Source organism: Alkaliphilus flagellatus, assembly GCF_018919215.1.
Lineage (GTDB): Bacteria > Bacillota > Clostridia > Peptostreptococcales > Natronincolaceae > Alkaliphilus_B > Alkaliphilus_B flagellatus.
This window is the reverse complement of the sequence record NZ_JAHLQK010000002.1, coordinates 52,475-68,195: the sequence shown is the minus strand read 5'-3', so window position 1 is coordinate 68,195 and position 15,721 is coordinate 52,475. Positions and strand designations below refer to the sequence as shown.

Annotated in this window: 14 protein-coding genes and 1 riboswitch; of the genes, 4 read left to right on the top strand and 10 right to left on the bottom strand. The window is 34.4% G+C overall.

Annotation, left to right across the window (positions count from 1 at the left end):
* Positions 1-180 precede the first annotated feature (180 nt).
* From hisC to iorA, 4 genes are read right to left on the bottom strand one after another with little or no spacing between them, the layout of a single operon-like run.
* Positions 181-1,293 (bottom strand): histidinol-phosphate transaminase, encoded by a 1,113-nt coding sequence (hisC, locus tag KQI88_RS05240; RefSeq protein WP_216415310.1) that lies wholly within the window; start codon positions 1,291-1,293, stop codon positions 181-183.
* A 34-nt stretch (positions 1,294-1,327) separates the two neighbouring features.
* Positions 1,328-2,392 (bottom strand): butyrate kinase, encoded by a 1,065-nt coding sequence (gene buk / locus KQI88_RS05235; protein ID WP_216415309.1) that lies wholly within the window; start codon positions 2,390-2,392, stop codon positions 1,328-1,330.
* Between the two features lie 26 nt (positions 2,393-2,418).
* Positions 2,419-2,997 carry an indolepyruvate oxidoreductase subunit beta gene (locus KQI88_RS05230; RefSeq protein ID WP_216415308.1) on the bottom strand — a complete coding sequence of 193 codons (579 nt, stop codon included), beginning with the start codon at positions 2,995-2,997 and terminating at the stop codon, positions 2,419-2,421.
* A gap of 1 nt (position 2,998) precedes the next feature.
* Complete coding sequence (iorA, locus tag KQI88_RS05225) at positions 2,999-4,777, bottom strand: indolepyruvate ferredoxin oxidoreductase subunit alpha (RefSeq protein ID WP_216415307.1); 1,779 nt, start codon at positions 4,775-4,777, stop codon at positions 2,999-3,001.
* A 488-nt stretch (positions 4,778-5,265) separates the two neighbouring features.
* Positions 5,266-5,380, top strand: a riboswitch (FMN riboswitch).
* 115 nt (positions 5,381-5,495) lie between these two features.
* Here iorA and ribD point away from each other — a divergent pair.
* Genes ribD through ribH form a run of 4 tightly spaced genes read left to right on the top strand, consistent with a single transcriptional unit; the run spans position 5,496 to position 8,976 of the window.
* The gene (ribD, locus tag KQI88_RS05220) at positions 5,496-6,596 is read left to right on the top strand and encodes a bifunctional diaminohydroxyphosphoribosylaminopyrimidine deaminase/5-amino-6-(5-phosphoribosylamino)uracil reductase RibD (RefSeq protein ID WP_216415306.1); all 1,101 of its coding nucleotides are present in this window, start codon (positions 5,496-5,498) and stop codon (positions 6,594-6,596) included.
* 3 nt (positions 6,597-6,599) lie between these two features.
* Positions 6,600-7,250, top strand: coding sequence for a riboflavin synthase (locus tag KQI88_RS05215; protein ID WP_216415305.1), 651 nt, complete (start codon positions 6,600-6,602; stop codon positions 7,248-7,250).
* Positions 7,251-7,302: 52 nt separating this feature from the next.
* Complete coding sequence (locus KQI88_RS05210) at positions 7,303-8,511, top strand: bifunctional 3,4-dihydroxy-2-butanone-4-phosphate synthase/GTP cyclohydrolase II (protein WP_216415304.1); 1,209 nt, start codon at positions 7,303-7,305, stop codon at positions 8,509-8,511.
* A gap of 3 nt (positions 8,512-8,514) precedes the next feature.
* On the top strand, positions 8,515-8,976 hold the full coding sequence (gene ribH, locus KQI88_RS05205; RefSeq protein WP_216415303.1) for a 6,7-dimethyl-8-ribityllumazine synthase: 462 nt from the start codon (positions 8,515-8,517) through the stop codon (positions 8,974-8,976).
* Positions 8,977-9,016: 40 nt separating this feature from the next.
* Here the strand turns inward: ribH and KQI88_RS05200 are convergent, their stop codons facing one another.
* From KQI88_RS05200 to gcvH, 6 genes are all read right to left on the bottom strand, one after another.
* A complete protein-coding gene (locus KQI88_RS05200; protein WP_216415302.1) occupies positions 9,017-11,104 on the bottom strand; it encodes a sigma-54 interaction domain-containing protein in 2,088 nt (695 codons plus the stop codon).
* A gap of 72 nt (positions 11,105-11,176) precedes the next feature.
* Positions 11,177-11,872 (bottom strand): Crp/Fnr family transcriptional regulator, encoded by a 696-nt coding sequence (locus KQI88_RS05195; protein WP_216415301.1) that lies wholly within the window; start codon positions 11,870-11,872, stop codon positions 11,177-11,179.
* Between the two features lie 179 nt (positions 11,873-12,051).
* The gene (locus KQI88_RS05190) at positions 12,052-12,255 is read right to left on the bottom strand and encodes a hypothetical protein (RefSeq protein ID WP_216415300.1); all 204 of its coding nucleotides are present in this window, start codon (positions 12,253-12,255) and stop codon (positions 12,052-12,054) included.
* A gap of 263 nt (positions 12,256-12,518) precedes the next feature.
* Positions 12,519-13,979, bottom strand: a complete 1,461-nt coding sequence (gene gcvPB / locus KQI88_RS05185) for an aminomethyl-transferring glycine dehydrogenase subunit GcvPB (protein ID WP_216415299.1) — start codon at positions 13,977-13,979, stop codon at positions 12,519-12,521.
* Positions 13,979-15,319 carry an aminomethyl-transferring glycine dehydrogenase subunit GcvPA gene (gcvPA, locus tag KQI88_RS05180; RefSeq protein ID WP_216415298.1) on the bottom strand — a complete coding sequence of 447 codons (1,341 nt, stop codon included), beginning with the start codon at positions 15,317-15,319 and terminating at the stop codon, positions 13,979-13,981. The genes gcvPB and gcvPA overlap by 1 nt, the downstream gene beginning before the upstream one ends.
* Position 15,320: 1 nt before the next feature.
* Entirely contained in the window at positions 15,321-15,704 is a 384-nt protein-coding gene (gene gcvH / locus KQI88_RS05175; protein WP_212381213.1) for a glycine cleavage system protein GcvH, read from the bottom strand.
* Positions 15,705-15,721 lie beyond the last annotated feature (17 nt).

Here is a 15,721-nt window from a genome sequence, read left to right as displayed (position 1 = left end):
CAAATTATAAACAATATTAAGTCTTTAAGTTCGAATAGATTATATCATAGTACAAACAAAAACAATGTTGAAAATAGTCGAATTTAGCTATTTTTATTCTAAATACTATTCATTTCATAAAAAAACACCAACTTATCTTATTACCAGACAAAGTTGGTGTTTTAAAAAGTCCTAAATTACCTAACAACTAACCGCTTCAACCTTAAGAATCCCATCAAGCTTATCAATAAACTTCTCTGTTTGCTCAATAGTTCCAGTACTAACTCTTATCCAATTATCCCACTTCCATAGGTAGCCTGGTCTAATGATTATTCCCTGCTTCATTAGCTCTTCGAATACTGGCTTAGAATGGGTATTTATATTTGCAAATATAAAGTTTGCATTAGATTTTATATATTCTAAGTCATTTTCCTCAAAATACTTTTCCATAATAGCTATGGAATCGTAGTTTAACTTAATAGTTTTTTCAATATGCTCTGTATCTTCTAACGCGCCTAATGCAGCAGCTTGGGCTAATACGTTAACATTAAATACATCCTTAACTTTTCCCATCTGAGCTGCAATTTCCTTAGATGTAAGGGCATAGCCTACCCTAACTCCAGCAATACCTGCCACCTTAGAGAAGGTTCTAAGTAAAATAGTATTTGGTCTTTTAGCCAAAATATGAAGAGATTCTGGATAGTCTGGATTAACCTTAGCATAATCATAGTATGCCTCGTCAAATACAATTACAATATCCTCTGGCACCTTAGCTACAAAGTTTTCAATCTCATCCTTTGATAGAATATTGCCTATAGGATTGTTTGGATTACAAATATATATTATCTTTGTTTTATCATTAATTTTTTCGATAAATCCATCTAGATCGTGCTTATAGTTTTTTAATGGTAGCTGAACAGGAACACCGCCCATATTAAGTACACTTGTTTCATATAATCCAAAGGTAGTGTCCGCCATTAAAGCTTCGTCACCATGGCTTATAAATGTTTGAGCAATTATTTGTATAATCTGCTCTCCACCATTCCCTGTAACTATATTTTCGTGACTTAAATTAGTTCTTTTAGCAATTTCTTGTTTTAATTTCATTGCATAGGCATCTGGATAAATATTAATATTTTCTGCTTCTCTCTTAATAGCTTCTACTGCCTTTGGTGAAGGCCCTAAAGGATTTTCATTAGATGCCAATTTTTCTATTTGATCTATTCCATATTCCTTTTGTACTTCTTCAATAGGTTTTCCAGGAACATAAGGTCTTAGTGCATCTAGTTCTTTTCTAAACAGATTTTTAGACATATAACCTACACTCTCCTCAATATCAATATATTTGCTAATTTAAATCATATTCGTATGCTTCTTCTTCCCCTTTAAGCACTCTTAAAGCCCCTAGCGCTAGAGACTCTAGCTCGTTCTCTCCTGGTAATATTTCCACTGGAGCAATAAAAGCTACCCTCTTTACAATCCAATCTGTAAGCATTTTTGAATATGCAATTCCACCAGTAAGTATAATTTTGTCTATTTTGCCTTCCAGCACCACAGAAAGCTCACCTATGGCCTTTGCAATTTGATAAGCCATAGCTTCGTATACGAGTTTTGCATATTCGTCTCCATTATTAATTCTATTTTCTACCTCTAGAGCGCTATTTGTATTTAGGTAGGATACTAAACCGCCATTACCCCTAAGTTTTTTCTTTACAATAGGTTGTTCATTAGTATAACACATACTAACTAGTTTGTCAGTAGGTAGCACGCCAGCTCTCTCTGGTGAAAATGGTCCTTCCACATCCGATACCATATCTACCATTCTACCCTTTTTATGAGCACTTAAAGATATTCCACCACCTAAGTGGGCAACTACGAAGTTACATTCCTTATAGTTTTTACCTATATTTCCAGCTGTCTTTATAGCAGCTGCCCTCATATTAAGACAATGGGTTAGGCTCTGTCTTTCTATATCAGCTACACCTGAAATTCTTGCAATATCATCTAATTCATCTACTGAAATAGAATCATAAATAAATGCTTCTACTCCGATGGATTCTGCTATTTCCTTAGCTATTATTGCTCCTAAATTAGATGCATGCTCAATTATTGGTCTGTTCTTTAATCTATCAACCATCGCATCGTTTACTCTATAGGCTCCCGAACGTACTGGAGGAAGTGGGCCACCCCTACCTACCACTGCTGTAAGCTCCTTTACATTAAAGTTATTTTCATTTAAAAAGTCCATTATTTGCTTATATCTCATCTCATATTGATCCGTAATACTTTTATATTTTGCGATCTCTTCACTAGGGTGCTCTATATTCTTTTTATATATTTCTTTAGTATCCTCATATATTGCGATTTTTGTTGAAGTTGATCCTGGGTTTATAGCTAGTATTTTAAAAGACACTTGTTTTCCTCCTCTAATATGGTTGATTAAGATACTGCCTTCATTCCTTCGTTAAATGCTTTTATATTAATGTCTATAAATTGTTCTTTTACGCTTTCTCTTATTGCCTTTTCCCAATCTATATCAGTAAGATTCATGGCTTTAACTAGGGCTCCTAAAAGAACTATATTCATAGTTTTGGCATTCCCTAAGTCTTCTGCAATCTTACCTGCATCTAACACATTAGTATCTACCTTTTCTTTTATCTTCTCTATCACTCCTTCTGGGTAATCTGCATTTCCCATAAGTATTGGTGCAGAAGGTATTTCATACTCATTAACTACAGCCTTTCCTTTAGGGTTCAAATATTCTAGCCATCTAATAGCCTCCATAGCCTCAAAGGAAACTAAAATATCTGCCTGCCCTTTTCCTATAATAGGAGCATATACCTTTTCTCCAAACCTAACTTGGGTAGTAACACTTCCACCTCTTTGGGCCATACCGTGAACCTCTGACATCTTAACATCATAGCCGGCATCTACTAAACCTGCTGATAATATTTTACTAGCAAGAATAGTTCCCTGTCCACCTACTCCAACTAATAATAAACTTTTAACCTCTGACATATTATTCACCCACCTTACTAATAGCTTTTGTCGGACATACTTGAAGACATACTTCACAGCCTACACATTGATTTTTATCAATTGTAACTTTCTTTATTGACTTATCAAAACGAAGTGCAGGACATCCTGTTCTAACACACATTCTACATCCAATACATTTTTCGTGATTAACCTCACATAATCCTTTATAATCACCAAATTCTTCTTTGTCCTGAGTCGAAAGTTTTTTAAGAACACATGGCCATCTTGTAATAATAACAGAAGGCTCATCTAAGCTTGTTGCCCAATCTAAAGCTTCCTTAGTTTCTTTTAAGTCTAATGGGTTAACCGTTCTAATATGCTCTATTCCAATAGCCTTACATAAAGCAGGGATATCTATCTCCTTTGTAGGCATTCCTTGAAGAGTATACCCTGTTCCAGGATTCTCCTGATGACCAGTCATACCTGTAATTCTGTTATCCATAATAACATTTATTGTATTGCTTCTATTATACATTGTGTCGATCAGACTATTAACACCAGTATGGAAGAATGTTGAGTCACCTATTACAGCTACCATTCTCTTATTGCTTTCATGTCTGTTAAGCACTTTTTGAGCCCCGTGGGCCATACTAATACTAGCCCCCATACATATAATAGTATCTACTGTACTAAGTGGTGGCGCTATACCTAAGCCATAACATCCAATATCTCCATTAACTATAATACCTTTTCTCTTGCTTAGCTCGTAGAAGAAGCCCCTATGTGGACATCCTGCACAAAGTGTTGGAGGTCTATTTACAGCAACATTCCTGTCGTAATCAACTATTTCTCTTTCTTCTCCCAATAATGCCTTTGCAATAATATCAGGATTTAACTCTCCTATATTAGGAATTTTATCTTTTCCTATACAGGCAATCCCTGCTGCTTTTAACTGATCTTCAATATAAGGCTCTAGCTCTTCTATTACATAAAGTGTATCTACTTCCTTAGCAAACTCATTTATTTTATCCATCGGTAGAGGATGGGTAAATCCTAGCTTTAAATATGAAACAGTATCTCCAAATACATCTTTAGCATATTGATAAGCTACTCCAGATGAAATAATACCAACTTTTTTATCGTTCCACTCGAAGAAGTTTAGATCTGTTTCATTAGAAAACTTTTCTAATTCCTTTAATCTGTCTTCTAATACTACTCTAAGCTGTCTTGCATGGGCTGGTATTGCACCGTATTTTTGAGGCTTTTTATCGTAAGTCTTTATACCTACTTCTTCCCTCTCGCCAAATTCAACAAGACTCTTTCCATGACATACCCTAGTTGTCATTCTAAAAAGGACTAAGGTATCAAATCTTTCACTTATTTCTATAGCAGCCTTTACCATATCCTTACACTCTTGGCTGTCGCTTGGCTCTACCATTGCTACCTTTGCAAACCTAGCATATAGTCTATTATCCTGCTCGTTTTGAGAAGAATGACATCCTGGATCGTCTGCAGAAACAAGTACCATTCCTCCATTGACTCCTGTATATGCGTATGTAAAAAATGGATCAGCTGCTACGTTTACACCTACGTGTTTCATTGCAGCTAAAGATCTAGCACCAACAACAGAAGCACCTATTGCGGATTCTAAGGCAACCTTTTCATTTGGAGCCCATTCTGCTATTATTTCCTTTTTGTAAGGTGCAATGTTTTCTAGAATTTCTGTACTTGGTGTACCCGGATAAGCCGCAGCATATGTAATACCTGCTTCATAGGCCCCTCGGGCAACAGCTTCATTACCTGTAAGTAATTGTTTCATTTTTTGTCCCCCTCCTATATTTATAAAATTCGTTTGATGCTATTGCATCGAGTCATGTCGCACTTAAACTTTAAACTTTCTTAAAAATTTCAAGTGCTCAAAATATTACCAACCTATTACTTCTTAGAAGGCTATTGATAGTTAGAAAATCTATACTTTATCAAAGTGTAAAGTAATAATGATTTCATTTTAATAATTTATCCTATTATTAGACTTGCAAATTTTATGCCAAAATTTTATGACTAAATATTTAGACTTTTCAGCCACAGTAGCTTTTATTTTTATCCCATTAAATAAATTAAGGGTTTAATGGGGTAAATTTCTTCACCCATTAAACCCTTAAATACATTTAAATTCTTATCACTATACTATTAAAAATACCACTTAAGAATTCATCTAAATAAGCTAATAATAATTCTTAAAATTATAAAATACATATTGACTTAATTTAAAATCAATGTTAATCTTAAGCTGTTAAATGAATATTGAACGTCCTTCAGGGCAGGGTGCAAGTCCCTACCGGCGGTAAAGTCCGCGAGCCTATTTGGCAGAACTGGTGCAATTCCAGTACCGACAGTAAAGTCTGGATGAAAGAAGGAAAAGTTATTATACTCTTTAAGTTCTATTTTTGTATAGTTCTTATTGGGTTAATTTGTGGAACCAAGCCCTGATAATTTTTATCAGGGCTTTTTTATATTTAAAAAATTGAGGTGAAAATATGGATTATTTATATATGACTAGAGCTTTAGATTTAGCAAAGCTCGGTATTGGTTATACAAATCCTAATCCCTTAGTGGGAGCAGTAATAGTTAAAGACGGCAGGATTATTGGCGAAGGCTATCACAAAAAATACGGAGACGCCCATGCTGAGGTTAATGCCTTTAACAATACTAAAGAAGATGTTGCAGGGGCTACAATGTATGTAACCCTAGAACCCTGCTCTCATTTTGGAAAGACCCCGCCCTGTGTTAATACTATTATTAAAAAAGGTATTAAAAAGGTTGTGGTTGCCATGGAAGATCCTAACCCTCTTGTGGCTGGTAAAGGAATTAATATATTACGACAACATGGGATCGAAGTAGCTATAGGTGTATTAGAGAATGAGGCAAAAAAGCTAAATGAGGTTTTCATTAAATTTATTACAACAGGACTTCCCTTTTGTGTTCTTAAAACAGCAATGACCCTAGACGGTAAAATTGCAGCTTATACTGGAGATTCCCGTTGGATTACCAACGAAGAATCTAGACACTATGTTCATGAGCTGCGCCATAGATTTACTTCCATAATGGTTGGAATAGGCACGGTTTTAGCTGATGATCCTCTACTTACAACCAGGCTAGATAGTATAGATAAAAAAAATCCCATTAGAATAGTTGTAGATACAAGGGGCAATATCCCTTTAGATGCAAAGGTTCTACAATGTGATAATAATACAAAAACTATAATAGCAACAACAGAAGCCACTAATAGAGAAAAGCTAAAATATATTGAAGAATTAGGGGTAGAGTTCATCATTGTACCTCTTAAAAACAATAAGGTAGATTTATCCTATCTTATGAAATCCTTAGGAGAGAGAAAAATTGATAGTGTACTTTTAGAAGGTGGGAGTACCCTAAACTATACAGCTCTCGCAGAAGGAATTGTGGATAAGGTAATTTCATTTATAGGACCTAAGATTATAGGTGGAAGCTCAGCTAAAAGCCCAGTTGGTGGAAGGGGTATTCCATATATGAAAGATGCCATATTCCTTAAGAATATAGATGTTTTCAAATTTAAGGATGATGTAATAATAGAAGCCTATATAAAAAAGGAGGTATAGCCTTTGTTTACAGGACTTGTTGAAGAAATAGGAACTGTTCAATCGATTTTAAAGGGGTCTAGGTCTGCAAGTATTGTCATTAAAGCTAAAAAAGTGCTAGAGAATATAAAGCTAGGAGATAGTATCGCAACCAATGGTGTATGTTTAACCGTAATAGCCTTTAGTTCTGATAGCTTTCAAGTAGACGTTATGGCAGAAACAATGAGGAAAACTAACTTAAATAACCTAACACCTGGAAGTAAAGTTAACTTAGAGAGGGCATTAATGCTAGGAGATCGTTTAGGTGGGCATCTAGTAAGCGGTCATATTGATGGAGTAGGTATTATTAAAGATTTTAGACGAGAAGACAATGCTATCTGGGTTTCCATAGCCGCGCCTTCTAATATTTTAAAGTATGTAATATATAAAGGCTCCATTGCAATTGATGGAATTAGTCTTACAGTTGCTTATGTAGATAATGAGATTTTCAAAGTGTCTGTCATTCCCCACACAAAGGAAATAACAACTCTCCTTACAAAAAACATAGGTGAGGAAGTAAATCTTGAGGGAGATATGATTGGAAAATATATCGAAAGGTTTCTATCCTTTAAAGAAGAGGCTCCCTCTAAACTAGAAGTAGATATGGAGTTTTTAAGTAACCATGGTTTTTTGTAAGTTTTAAAATAACCTTCACTGTAATCCATCAAATAAAAGGAGTGAATTAAAAATGTCCAAATTTAACACTATAGAAGAAGCCATTGAGGATATGAAACAGGGTAAAATTATAGTAGTTGTAGACGATGAAGACCGCGAAAATGAAGGAGATCTTCTTATGGCTGCTGAAAAGGTAACTCCAGAAGCTATAAATTTTATGGCTAAATATGGTCGCGGACTAATATGTATGCCTATTCTTGGAAGTAGACTAAATGATCTGTGCATTCCTCAAATGGTGCAGCATAATACTGATAATCATCAAACCGCATTTACCGTATCTATTGATGCTATTGAGACCACTACAGGAATATCTGCCCAGGAAAGAGCCCTTACAATCCAAAAAGTTTTAGACCCAGATACGAAAGCTTCAGACTTTAGAAAACCAGGACATATATTCCCATTAGAAGCAAGAAAAGGCGGGGTATTAAAAAGAGCTGGTCATACAGAAGCTGCTGTTGATTTAGCAAGACTTGCTGGATTATATCCCGCTGGTGTAATTTGTGAAATAATGAATGAAGACGGCACTATGGCAAGAATCCCCGAACTAATGAATTTTGTAACAGAGCATGATTTAAAAATAATTACAATAGCTGACTTAATTGCATATAGAAGAAAAAATGAAATGCTTATAGAACATGTAACAGAAGCTAATATGCCCACAAAATACGGCGATTTCAAAATCATAGGCTATGAAAATAAATTAAATGGGGAGCATCATGTTGCTTTAGTGAAGGGTAATGTAGATGATGGAGAGCCTGTCCTAGTTCGTGTCCATTCTGAATGTCTTACCGGGGATGCTTTTGGGTCTATACGTTGTGATTGTGGTGAACAATATGCTACTGCTATGGAACAAATTAATAAGGAAGGTCGAGGAATATTAGTCTATATGCGTCAGGAAGGTAGAGGCATAGGATTAATAAATAAGCTAAAGGCCTATGCTCTTCAAGATAAGGGAATGGATACGGTTGAAGCAAATTTAGCTCTAGGATTCCCTGAGGATATGAGAGATTATGGTATCGGCGCTCAAATATTAGCTGATCTTGGAGTCAAAAAGATTCGACTAATGACTAATAATCCTAGAAAGTTATCAGGATTAGCTGGATATGGCATGGAAATTATAGAAAGAGTTCCCATCCAAATGAATCATAATGAGCGAAATGCTTATTATTTAAAAACTAAACAAGAAAAATTAGGACATATGTTGAAATTTAAGGAGGCATAAATAATGAATATATTTGAAGGTAAATTAATTTCTCAGGGATTAAAATTTGGTATTATAGTAGGAAGATTTAATGAATTTATTGGAGGCAAACTTTTATCAGGAGCACTTGATGCCTTAAAGCGTCACGGTGTTGAAGAGGCAGATATTGATATTACTTGGGTACCTGGAGCATTTGAAATCCCACTTGTGGCAAAAAAAATGGCTAAGTCTGAAAGATATGATGGCATAATATGCCTTGGTGCTGTTATAAGAGGTGCTACTCCTCACTTTGACTATGTATCTAACGAAGTAACTAAGGGCGTTGCTAGCGTTTCCCTAGATACAGAGATTCCTATAATATTTGGCGTGCTTACAACAGATACTATCGAGCAAGCTATTGAACGAGCAGGGACTAAGTCAGGAAACAAAGGCTATGATGCAGCTGTTACTGCTATTGAAATGGCTAACTTACTAAAAGAGATTTAAAAACCTTATATGGTATAGCAACAATTAGGGTCTGAATTCTTCAGACCCTTTTTAATTCTTTTAATACTCTTATCCCATGCTCTGTAATTACAGTTCCTCCACGTCCTTTAAAAATATTAACCATTTTCTTTTCTTCTAAAGAAGTAATAATATTTCTTATTTCCTGTTCGCTAATAAAAATATTCTTTTCCCTTGCTGTATATAATATGCTTCTTCGTCCTAATCTTTTATTTTGTATAAAAGCCTTTTCTAATTCATCTAATACAAAAATATATTTATCTAAGTTTTTCCCTATATCTTTTGTAAGATTCTCCACAAGCTCTTCTTCTACCGCTTTATCGCATCCTTCATATTTTATTCCATCATATGCTTCTTCTTTTAATACATCTGCTATTTCGAATGGCAAATCCTTTATATCTACTTCTTTTATCTCTAAACTAACTAAATATTCTATGTAGTTTTTTAGTTCCCTTACATTGCCTTTCCAGTTATATGATAGAATCAATTCCTCTGCAGGTAATGATAATTGAAAGGAACCTCTAAACTCTCTCTTAAACTGTTCTATCAATGGCAATATGTCTTTTTTTCTAGATCTTAATGGAGGAACTTTAAGGGGTAACACATTTAGTCTATAATATAAGTCCTCTCTAAACTCTCCTGTTTCCATTATTTCCTTTAAATTTTTATTAGTAGCAGCAATTATTCTAATATCAACATTTATTATACTATCTCCACCTAAGCGCATTACCTCTCTTTCCTGTAGGACCCTTAACAGTCTCATTTGAAGACTTGGTGGCATTTCTCCTATTTCATCTAAAAATAGTGTTCCATTATGAGCAAGTTCAAATAGACCCGGCTTACCACCTTTTCTGGCCCCAGTAAAGGCCCCTTCTTCATATCCAAAAAGTTCGCTTTCTAAAAGGCTCTCAGGTAGAGCACCACAGTTAATAGCAACAAATTGAAAATTTCTTCTTCGGGAATTATTATGTATTGCTTGAGCAAAAAGCTCCTTACCTGTTCCACTTTCTCCGGTTATTAATATAGAAGAATTAGACTTTGCCATTCGTTTTGCTATTTCTATAGATTTTTTTATAGCATCGCTTTCTCCCGTTATATCTCCAAAATTGTATTTAGCTTTATGACCTTTTCCAATAACCTTAGCCCTTAACCTATGCTGTTTCTTCTCTGCATCACTAAACCTTCTAATAATAGCTACGGCCCCATATAGTCTTTCTGAGTGAATAATAGGATCTACTGATACTATTAAATCAATACCATTTATTTTTATTAGTATTTCTTTTACAGACTGTAGATTTTCTAAGACATTTTTAAATGGAATTTGAGGAAATAATTTTATTCCATCCCTATTCATAACCTCTTTACTTTTATACCCTGTTGTCTGTTCTGCATTTTCGTTATATAAAAATATAGTTCCTTTAGAGTCGATTCCTATTACTCCATCATCTATAATTTGAAGTAGTATATCCAATTGTCCTTCAGACATATTTGTTATACCTAAAATCTGCGAAAGGCCATAATTGGCTGTTGCAATCTCTCTATAGCTTTTTCCAATATTTTGTCTGTTTAATATGTATAAGAGATCTAATCTGACTCCAATTTCAATTATTGTATTAATATCCAATAAACTATTTCCTATATTAATAATCTCCTTAGCTCCATCAAGATTATAGCTAGATTTACCTAAAATGATTATTGTTTTATTATCCAGTTCCAATTTTTCCTGTGGACATGTGGGTATTAAGTTAATATGATTAACTCCAATCTGATATAGGGTGGAAACCATCTGCTTTGACATTTCTATGCTTTCATCCAAAAGGAAAGTATCCGTTCCTTTCCTAATATCCATAATCTTATCTAGTCCTAATTTTGATATTGTTCTATGTACGAATAAAACCTTATCCGTTTTTTTAATAAATCGCCGAACCTTATCAAAGGCATCAAAAGAAGGAACTAGAACTAAATCTGCTATTATTTCCTTTGTAATAGAGCCACCCTCTATACAGTATTTTTCAATATGGAGATTTTCTTGGAACAAACTTCTTATTTGCTCATAATACATATTTAGGGTTGCCTGGCTATAACATAAAATAGCTAACTTTTTTTTCATAGACCTTCTCCTTATTGTAAACTAGACTCAGTTGAGATAGGCTTAACTCCCTCATTAAGTAAATTCTTTCTCTTAATAATTAGCCATATTCTCTAGGCCTTCTTTATCTAATATACTTACTTGCCTTTGTCCAACCAGTTTTATCAAACCCATGGCTTGGAAGTGTGATAGCTTCCTGCTTAATGTTTCTTGAGACATTCCTATATAAGATGCCAAATCCTTTTTACTAATAGTTAGATTAACATTCCCATCTGGTCCTATCATACTTAAAAGAATGTGTGCAACACGACTTTCTACATCATGTAGCACTAGTCTTTCAATTAAGTTATCAGCCTTTGCTAGCCTATTACTTAATTCTTCGGTTATTTTAATAGAAATACCTGGATTTTTATATAAGATATCTTTTATTTTTTTCCCTTCAATAACACACACTATAGTTGCCTCCAAAGCTTCTGCATTACTATTTGATGGAGTTTGTTTAAATAAAGAAAGCTCTCCCATAAAATCTCCAGGCTCTAGTATTCTAATGATTTGTTCTTTACCATCTTCAGATATTTTATATATTTTAACCCTGCCTTCATTGATAATATAGAGTTTATCTAGTCTATCTCCGTCCAAAAAGATTACTTCTCCCTTTCTAAACTTCATATGTTCTGTAATGTTAGCAACTTCCATAGTCTCATCCCAATTTAGCCCGTTAAATATTGGAACTCTAGAAACACAGATTGTATCTTTATTATTACAGTCTTTATTATGACTACACTCCATAAAACCACCCCTTTTGCATGACTTAATATATGAAGAAGCCGTATATTATAATTCTAATTAATATTAGTATTTAATTAATGACTAGTGTAATTTCCTCATACTTATATTATAATTGATAAAAATACCCTCTGCCATATAAACAGAGGGTATTCTTATTTATTTTTTATGATACTGCAATACTATTTTACTATTTGGTATCTAAAAATTAGTATTGCCTCACCATTCTTTTCCTTTACATCACCTTTTATTACAGTTACTGTTTCACCAGATGATAGTGTGAAATTAGAGCCTGCCACACTTTGCATGTATTCTCTTATTTCTTGTGCTTTATTTGGATCTGCCATTTCTTTAACGCCCCAGGCGGGTGCAAGTACACTTGCCATGTCTCACGTTTCGCAAGCGCTAGCAACTCTATCATCTATAGATGCCTTTATACTCTTTAGCAAATCTTGTTCTAAATTCCCATCTTGTCCAAACAACATTATCTTTCCTCCTTAGTATTTATCTTTGGTATATTGCTAATATTCCCGCTTTTATAGACGAGAAATTAAGCACTACATCTGAAGTAAGTTTTCTTTATTAAACGTTGTAACTCCCTCTTTTCCAAGAGGGAGTTACAACAGTATAAATATGTTAACTATTGTTTTTACTCACTTTTTTCCCACTTAACTATTAAGTTTCTAGCTGCCTTTGCTTCATCTATTCTTCTTACATGGGTATTATGAGGAGCATTCTTCAATAACTCAGGGTTTTCTTTCGCTTCATCAGCAATTTTATTCATCGCATCTATAAATCTATCTAGAGTCTCCACACTTTCAGTTTCCGTTGGCTCTATCATTATTGCCTCATTTACTATAAGTGGGAAGTAAATTGTAGGTGGATGGTATCCATAATCAAGTAGACGTTTCGCAATATCAAGTGTAGATATTCCTAGTATATCCTCATTTAGGCCTCCTAATACAAATTCATGTTTACATACTTGCTCTATTGGAAGATAATATTTTTCCTTTAATTTATGCATCATGTAGTTTGCATTAAGCACTGCCTTTTCACTAACTTCTTTAAGTCCAGGTCCATATGAAAGTATATAAGTATATGCTCTAACAAGTATTCCAAAATGTCCATAAAAACTCTTTATTTTACCTATAGAGTGTGGTCTATCATAATCTAGTATATAGTTATCTCCTTTTTTCTCTACAACTGGAGAAGGTAAAAACTCTACTAAATCTTTTCTAACTCCTACAGGACCACTTCCAGGGCCTCCACCACCGTGAGGTGTAGAGAAGGTTTTATGTAGGTTATAATGAATTACGTCAAACCCCATATCTCCCGGTCTTGTAACACCCATAATTGCGTTCATGTTAGCACCATCATAATATAATAAGCCACCTGCTTCATGAACTAAGTCTGCAATTTCTTTAATATTTGTTTCAAAAAGTCCGAGGGTACTTGGGTTTGTTAACATTAATCCGGCAATTTCATCACTTAGAACTGACTTAAGACTTTCTATGTCAACAGCCCCGTTTTTATCTGATTTTACTTCCACAATATCAAATCCAGCAACAGCTGCACTAGCTGGGTTTGTTCCATGTGCAGAATCTGGAACTATAATCTTTGTTCTTTTCTTATCTCCCCGCTTATCATGGTAAGCCTTTATTATCATTAATCCTACAAGCTCTCCATGCGCTCCTGCAGCAGGTTGAAGAGTCATTCTTTCCATACCAGCTACTTCTGCCAGCATTTTATCTAGTCCATACATAAGCTCTAAAGCTCCTTGTACAGTTTCTATTGGCTGGTAAGGATGTATGTTTCTAAATCCTGAAAGATCTGCCATATCTTCATTTATTTTAGGGTTATACTTCATAGTACAAGATCCTAATGGATAAAAACCTGTATCTACTCCATAATTTTTATTAGATAATTGAGTATAATGTCTAATAACATCTACTTCGCTTACCTCTGGCAAATCTAATTCCTTATCACTTAAAAACTCACTAGGAATTAGACTTTCAATATTAACCTCTTCTACATCACATTTAGGTAGGCTATATGCCTTTCTACCTTCTTGAGAAACTTCAAAGATTAGTTTAGTGTAGTCCGTATTCATTATATCACCTCCATTACTCTAGCTAATTTATCTATTTCTTCCTTAGTTCTTTTCTCAGTTACACATAACAACAATCCATTATCTAACTCTGAATATTCTTTCTTAAGTTCATATCCTCCAAGGATGTTGTTCTTCAATAGCTCTTCATTAACTTTAGAGCTATCTAAATTACTAGTTACTGCAAACTCTTTAAAGAATGGCTTATCAAATAATGGTTTAAACTTACCACCCTTAGTAATTTCATTAAAAGCATAATGGGCTTTTTGAGTACTTTGCATAGCTACTTCCCTAATTCCTTTTTTACCTAAAGTAGTTAGATAAATAGAAGCCATAAGAGCAACTAACCCTTGGTTAGAACAAATATTTGAAGTAGCTTTATATCTTCTAATATGTTGCTCTCTTGCCTGTAATGTAAGAACGAACGCTCTCTTACCATCCACATCCTCAGACTGACCAACTATTCTTCCAGGAATCTTTCTAACTAACTTAGATGTAGTTGCAAAGAAGCCTAAATATGGTCCACCAAAGTTTAAGCTATTTCCTAAGGATTGGCCTTCTCCAACAACTATATCTGCACCTAGTTCTCCTGGACTTTTTAATATTCCTAATGAAATAGGATCTACATAATTAATAAATAGCGCTTTATTTTCATGAGTAATTTTTTCAACCTCTGTTATATCTTCAATAATACCAAAGAAGTTCGGGTTTTGGATTATAACTCCTGCGGTGTCTTTCCCAACTACAGACTTTAATTTGTCTATATCTGTTACTCCATCTTGCATATCTACTTCAACTACTTCAATATTTCTAAATCCCATATATACTTTTAAAACATTTCTTACTTCAGGATGTACCGTTGAAGAAACAACAATAGATTTACGTCTTGTATTATCAGCTGCCATTATTGCCGCTTCAGCACACGCAGTCGCACCATCATAAATAGAAGCATTTGCTACATCCATACCTGTTAAGTTGCAGATCATAGTTTGATACTCAAATATTGCTTGTAGGGTACCTTGACTAATTTCTGGTTGATATGGAGTATAAGCTGTATAAAACTCTGATCTTCCCGCTAGATGTTTAATTACGCTAGGGATATAGTGATCATATGCCCCTGCTCCTAAGAAGCAAACTAAATCATCTGTACTTTTGTTTTTGCCACTAAGGTCTTTCATATGGCGAACTATTTCCATTTCGGAATATGGTCCTTCTATATTAAGTTCTCTACCTAATTGAAGTCCTTTAGGTATGTCCTTAAACAGATCCTCCATGGAGTTAGCTCCAATAGCCTCCAGCATTCGCTTGGCATCGGTGTCTGTATTAGGTATGTACCTATGCATACTATTCCTCCTTATCGCAAAACTCTTTGTATTCTACATCATTCATTAATGTTCCAAGTTCGGATTCATCTGTTAATTCAACTGCTAAAATCCAGTTAGCAAAAGCATCTTCGTTTACAAGTTCAGGAGAATCTTCTAGAGCTTCATTAATCTCAACTACTTTTCCTGAAACTGGTAGATATGAGTCAGAAGCTGCCTTTACAGACTCAACAACACCAAAAACATCACCTTTGTCAAACTCATCTCCAACTTCTGGCATTTCAATATACACGATTTCTCCTAATGCATGTTGTGCATAGTCTGTAACTCCAATGTAAGCCTTATTTCCTTCTACCTTTACCCACTCGTGATCATTTGAATATAAAAGTCCTTCTACAATTTTCATACCATACTCCTCCTTGA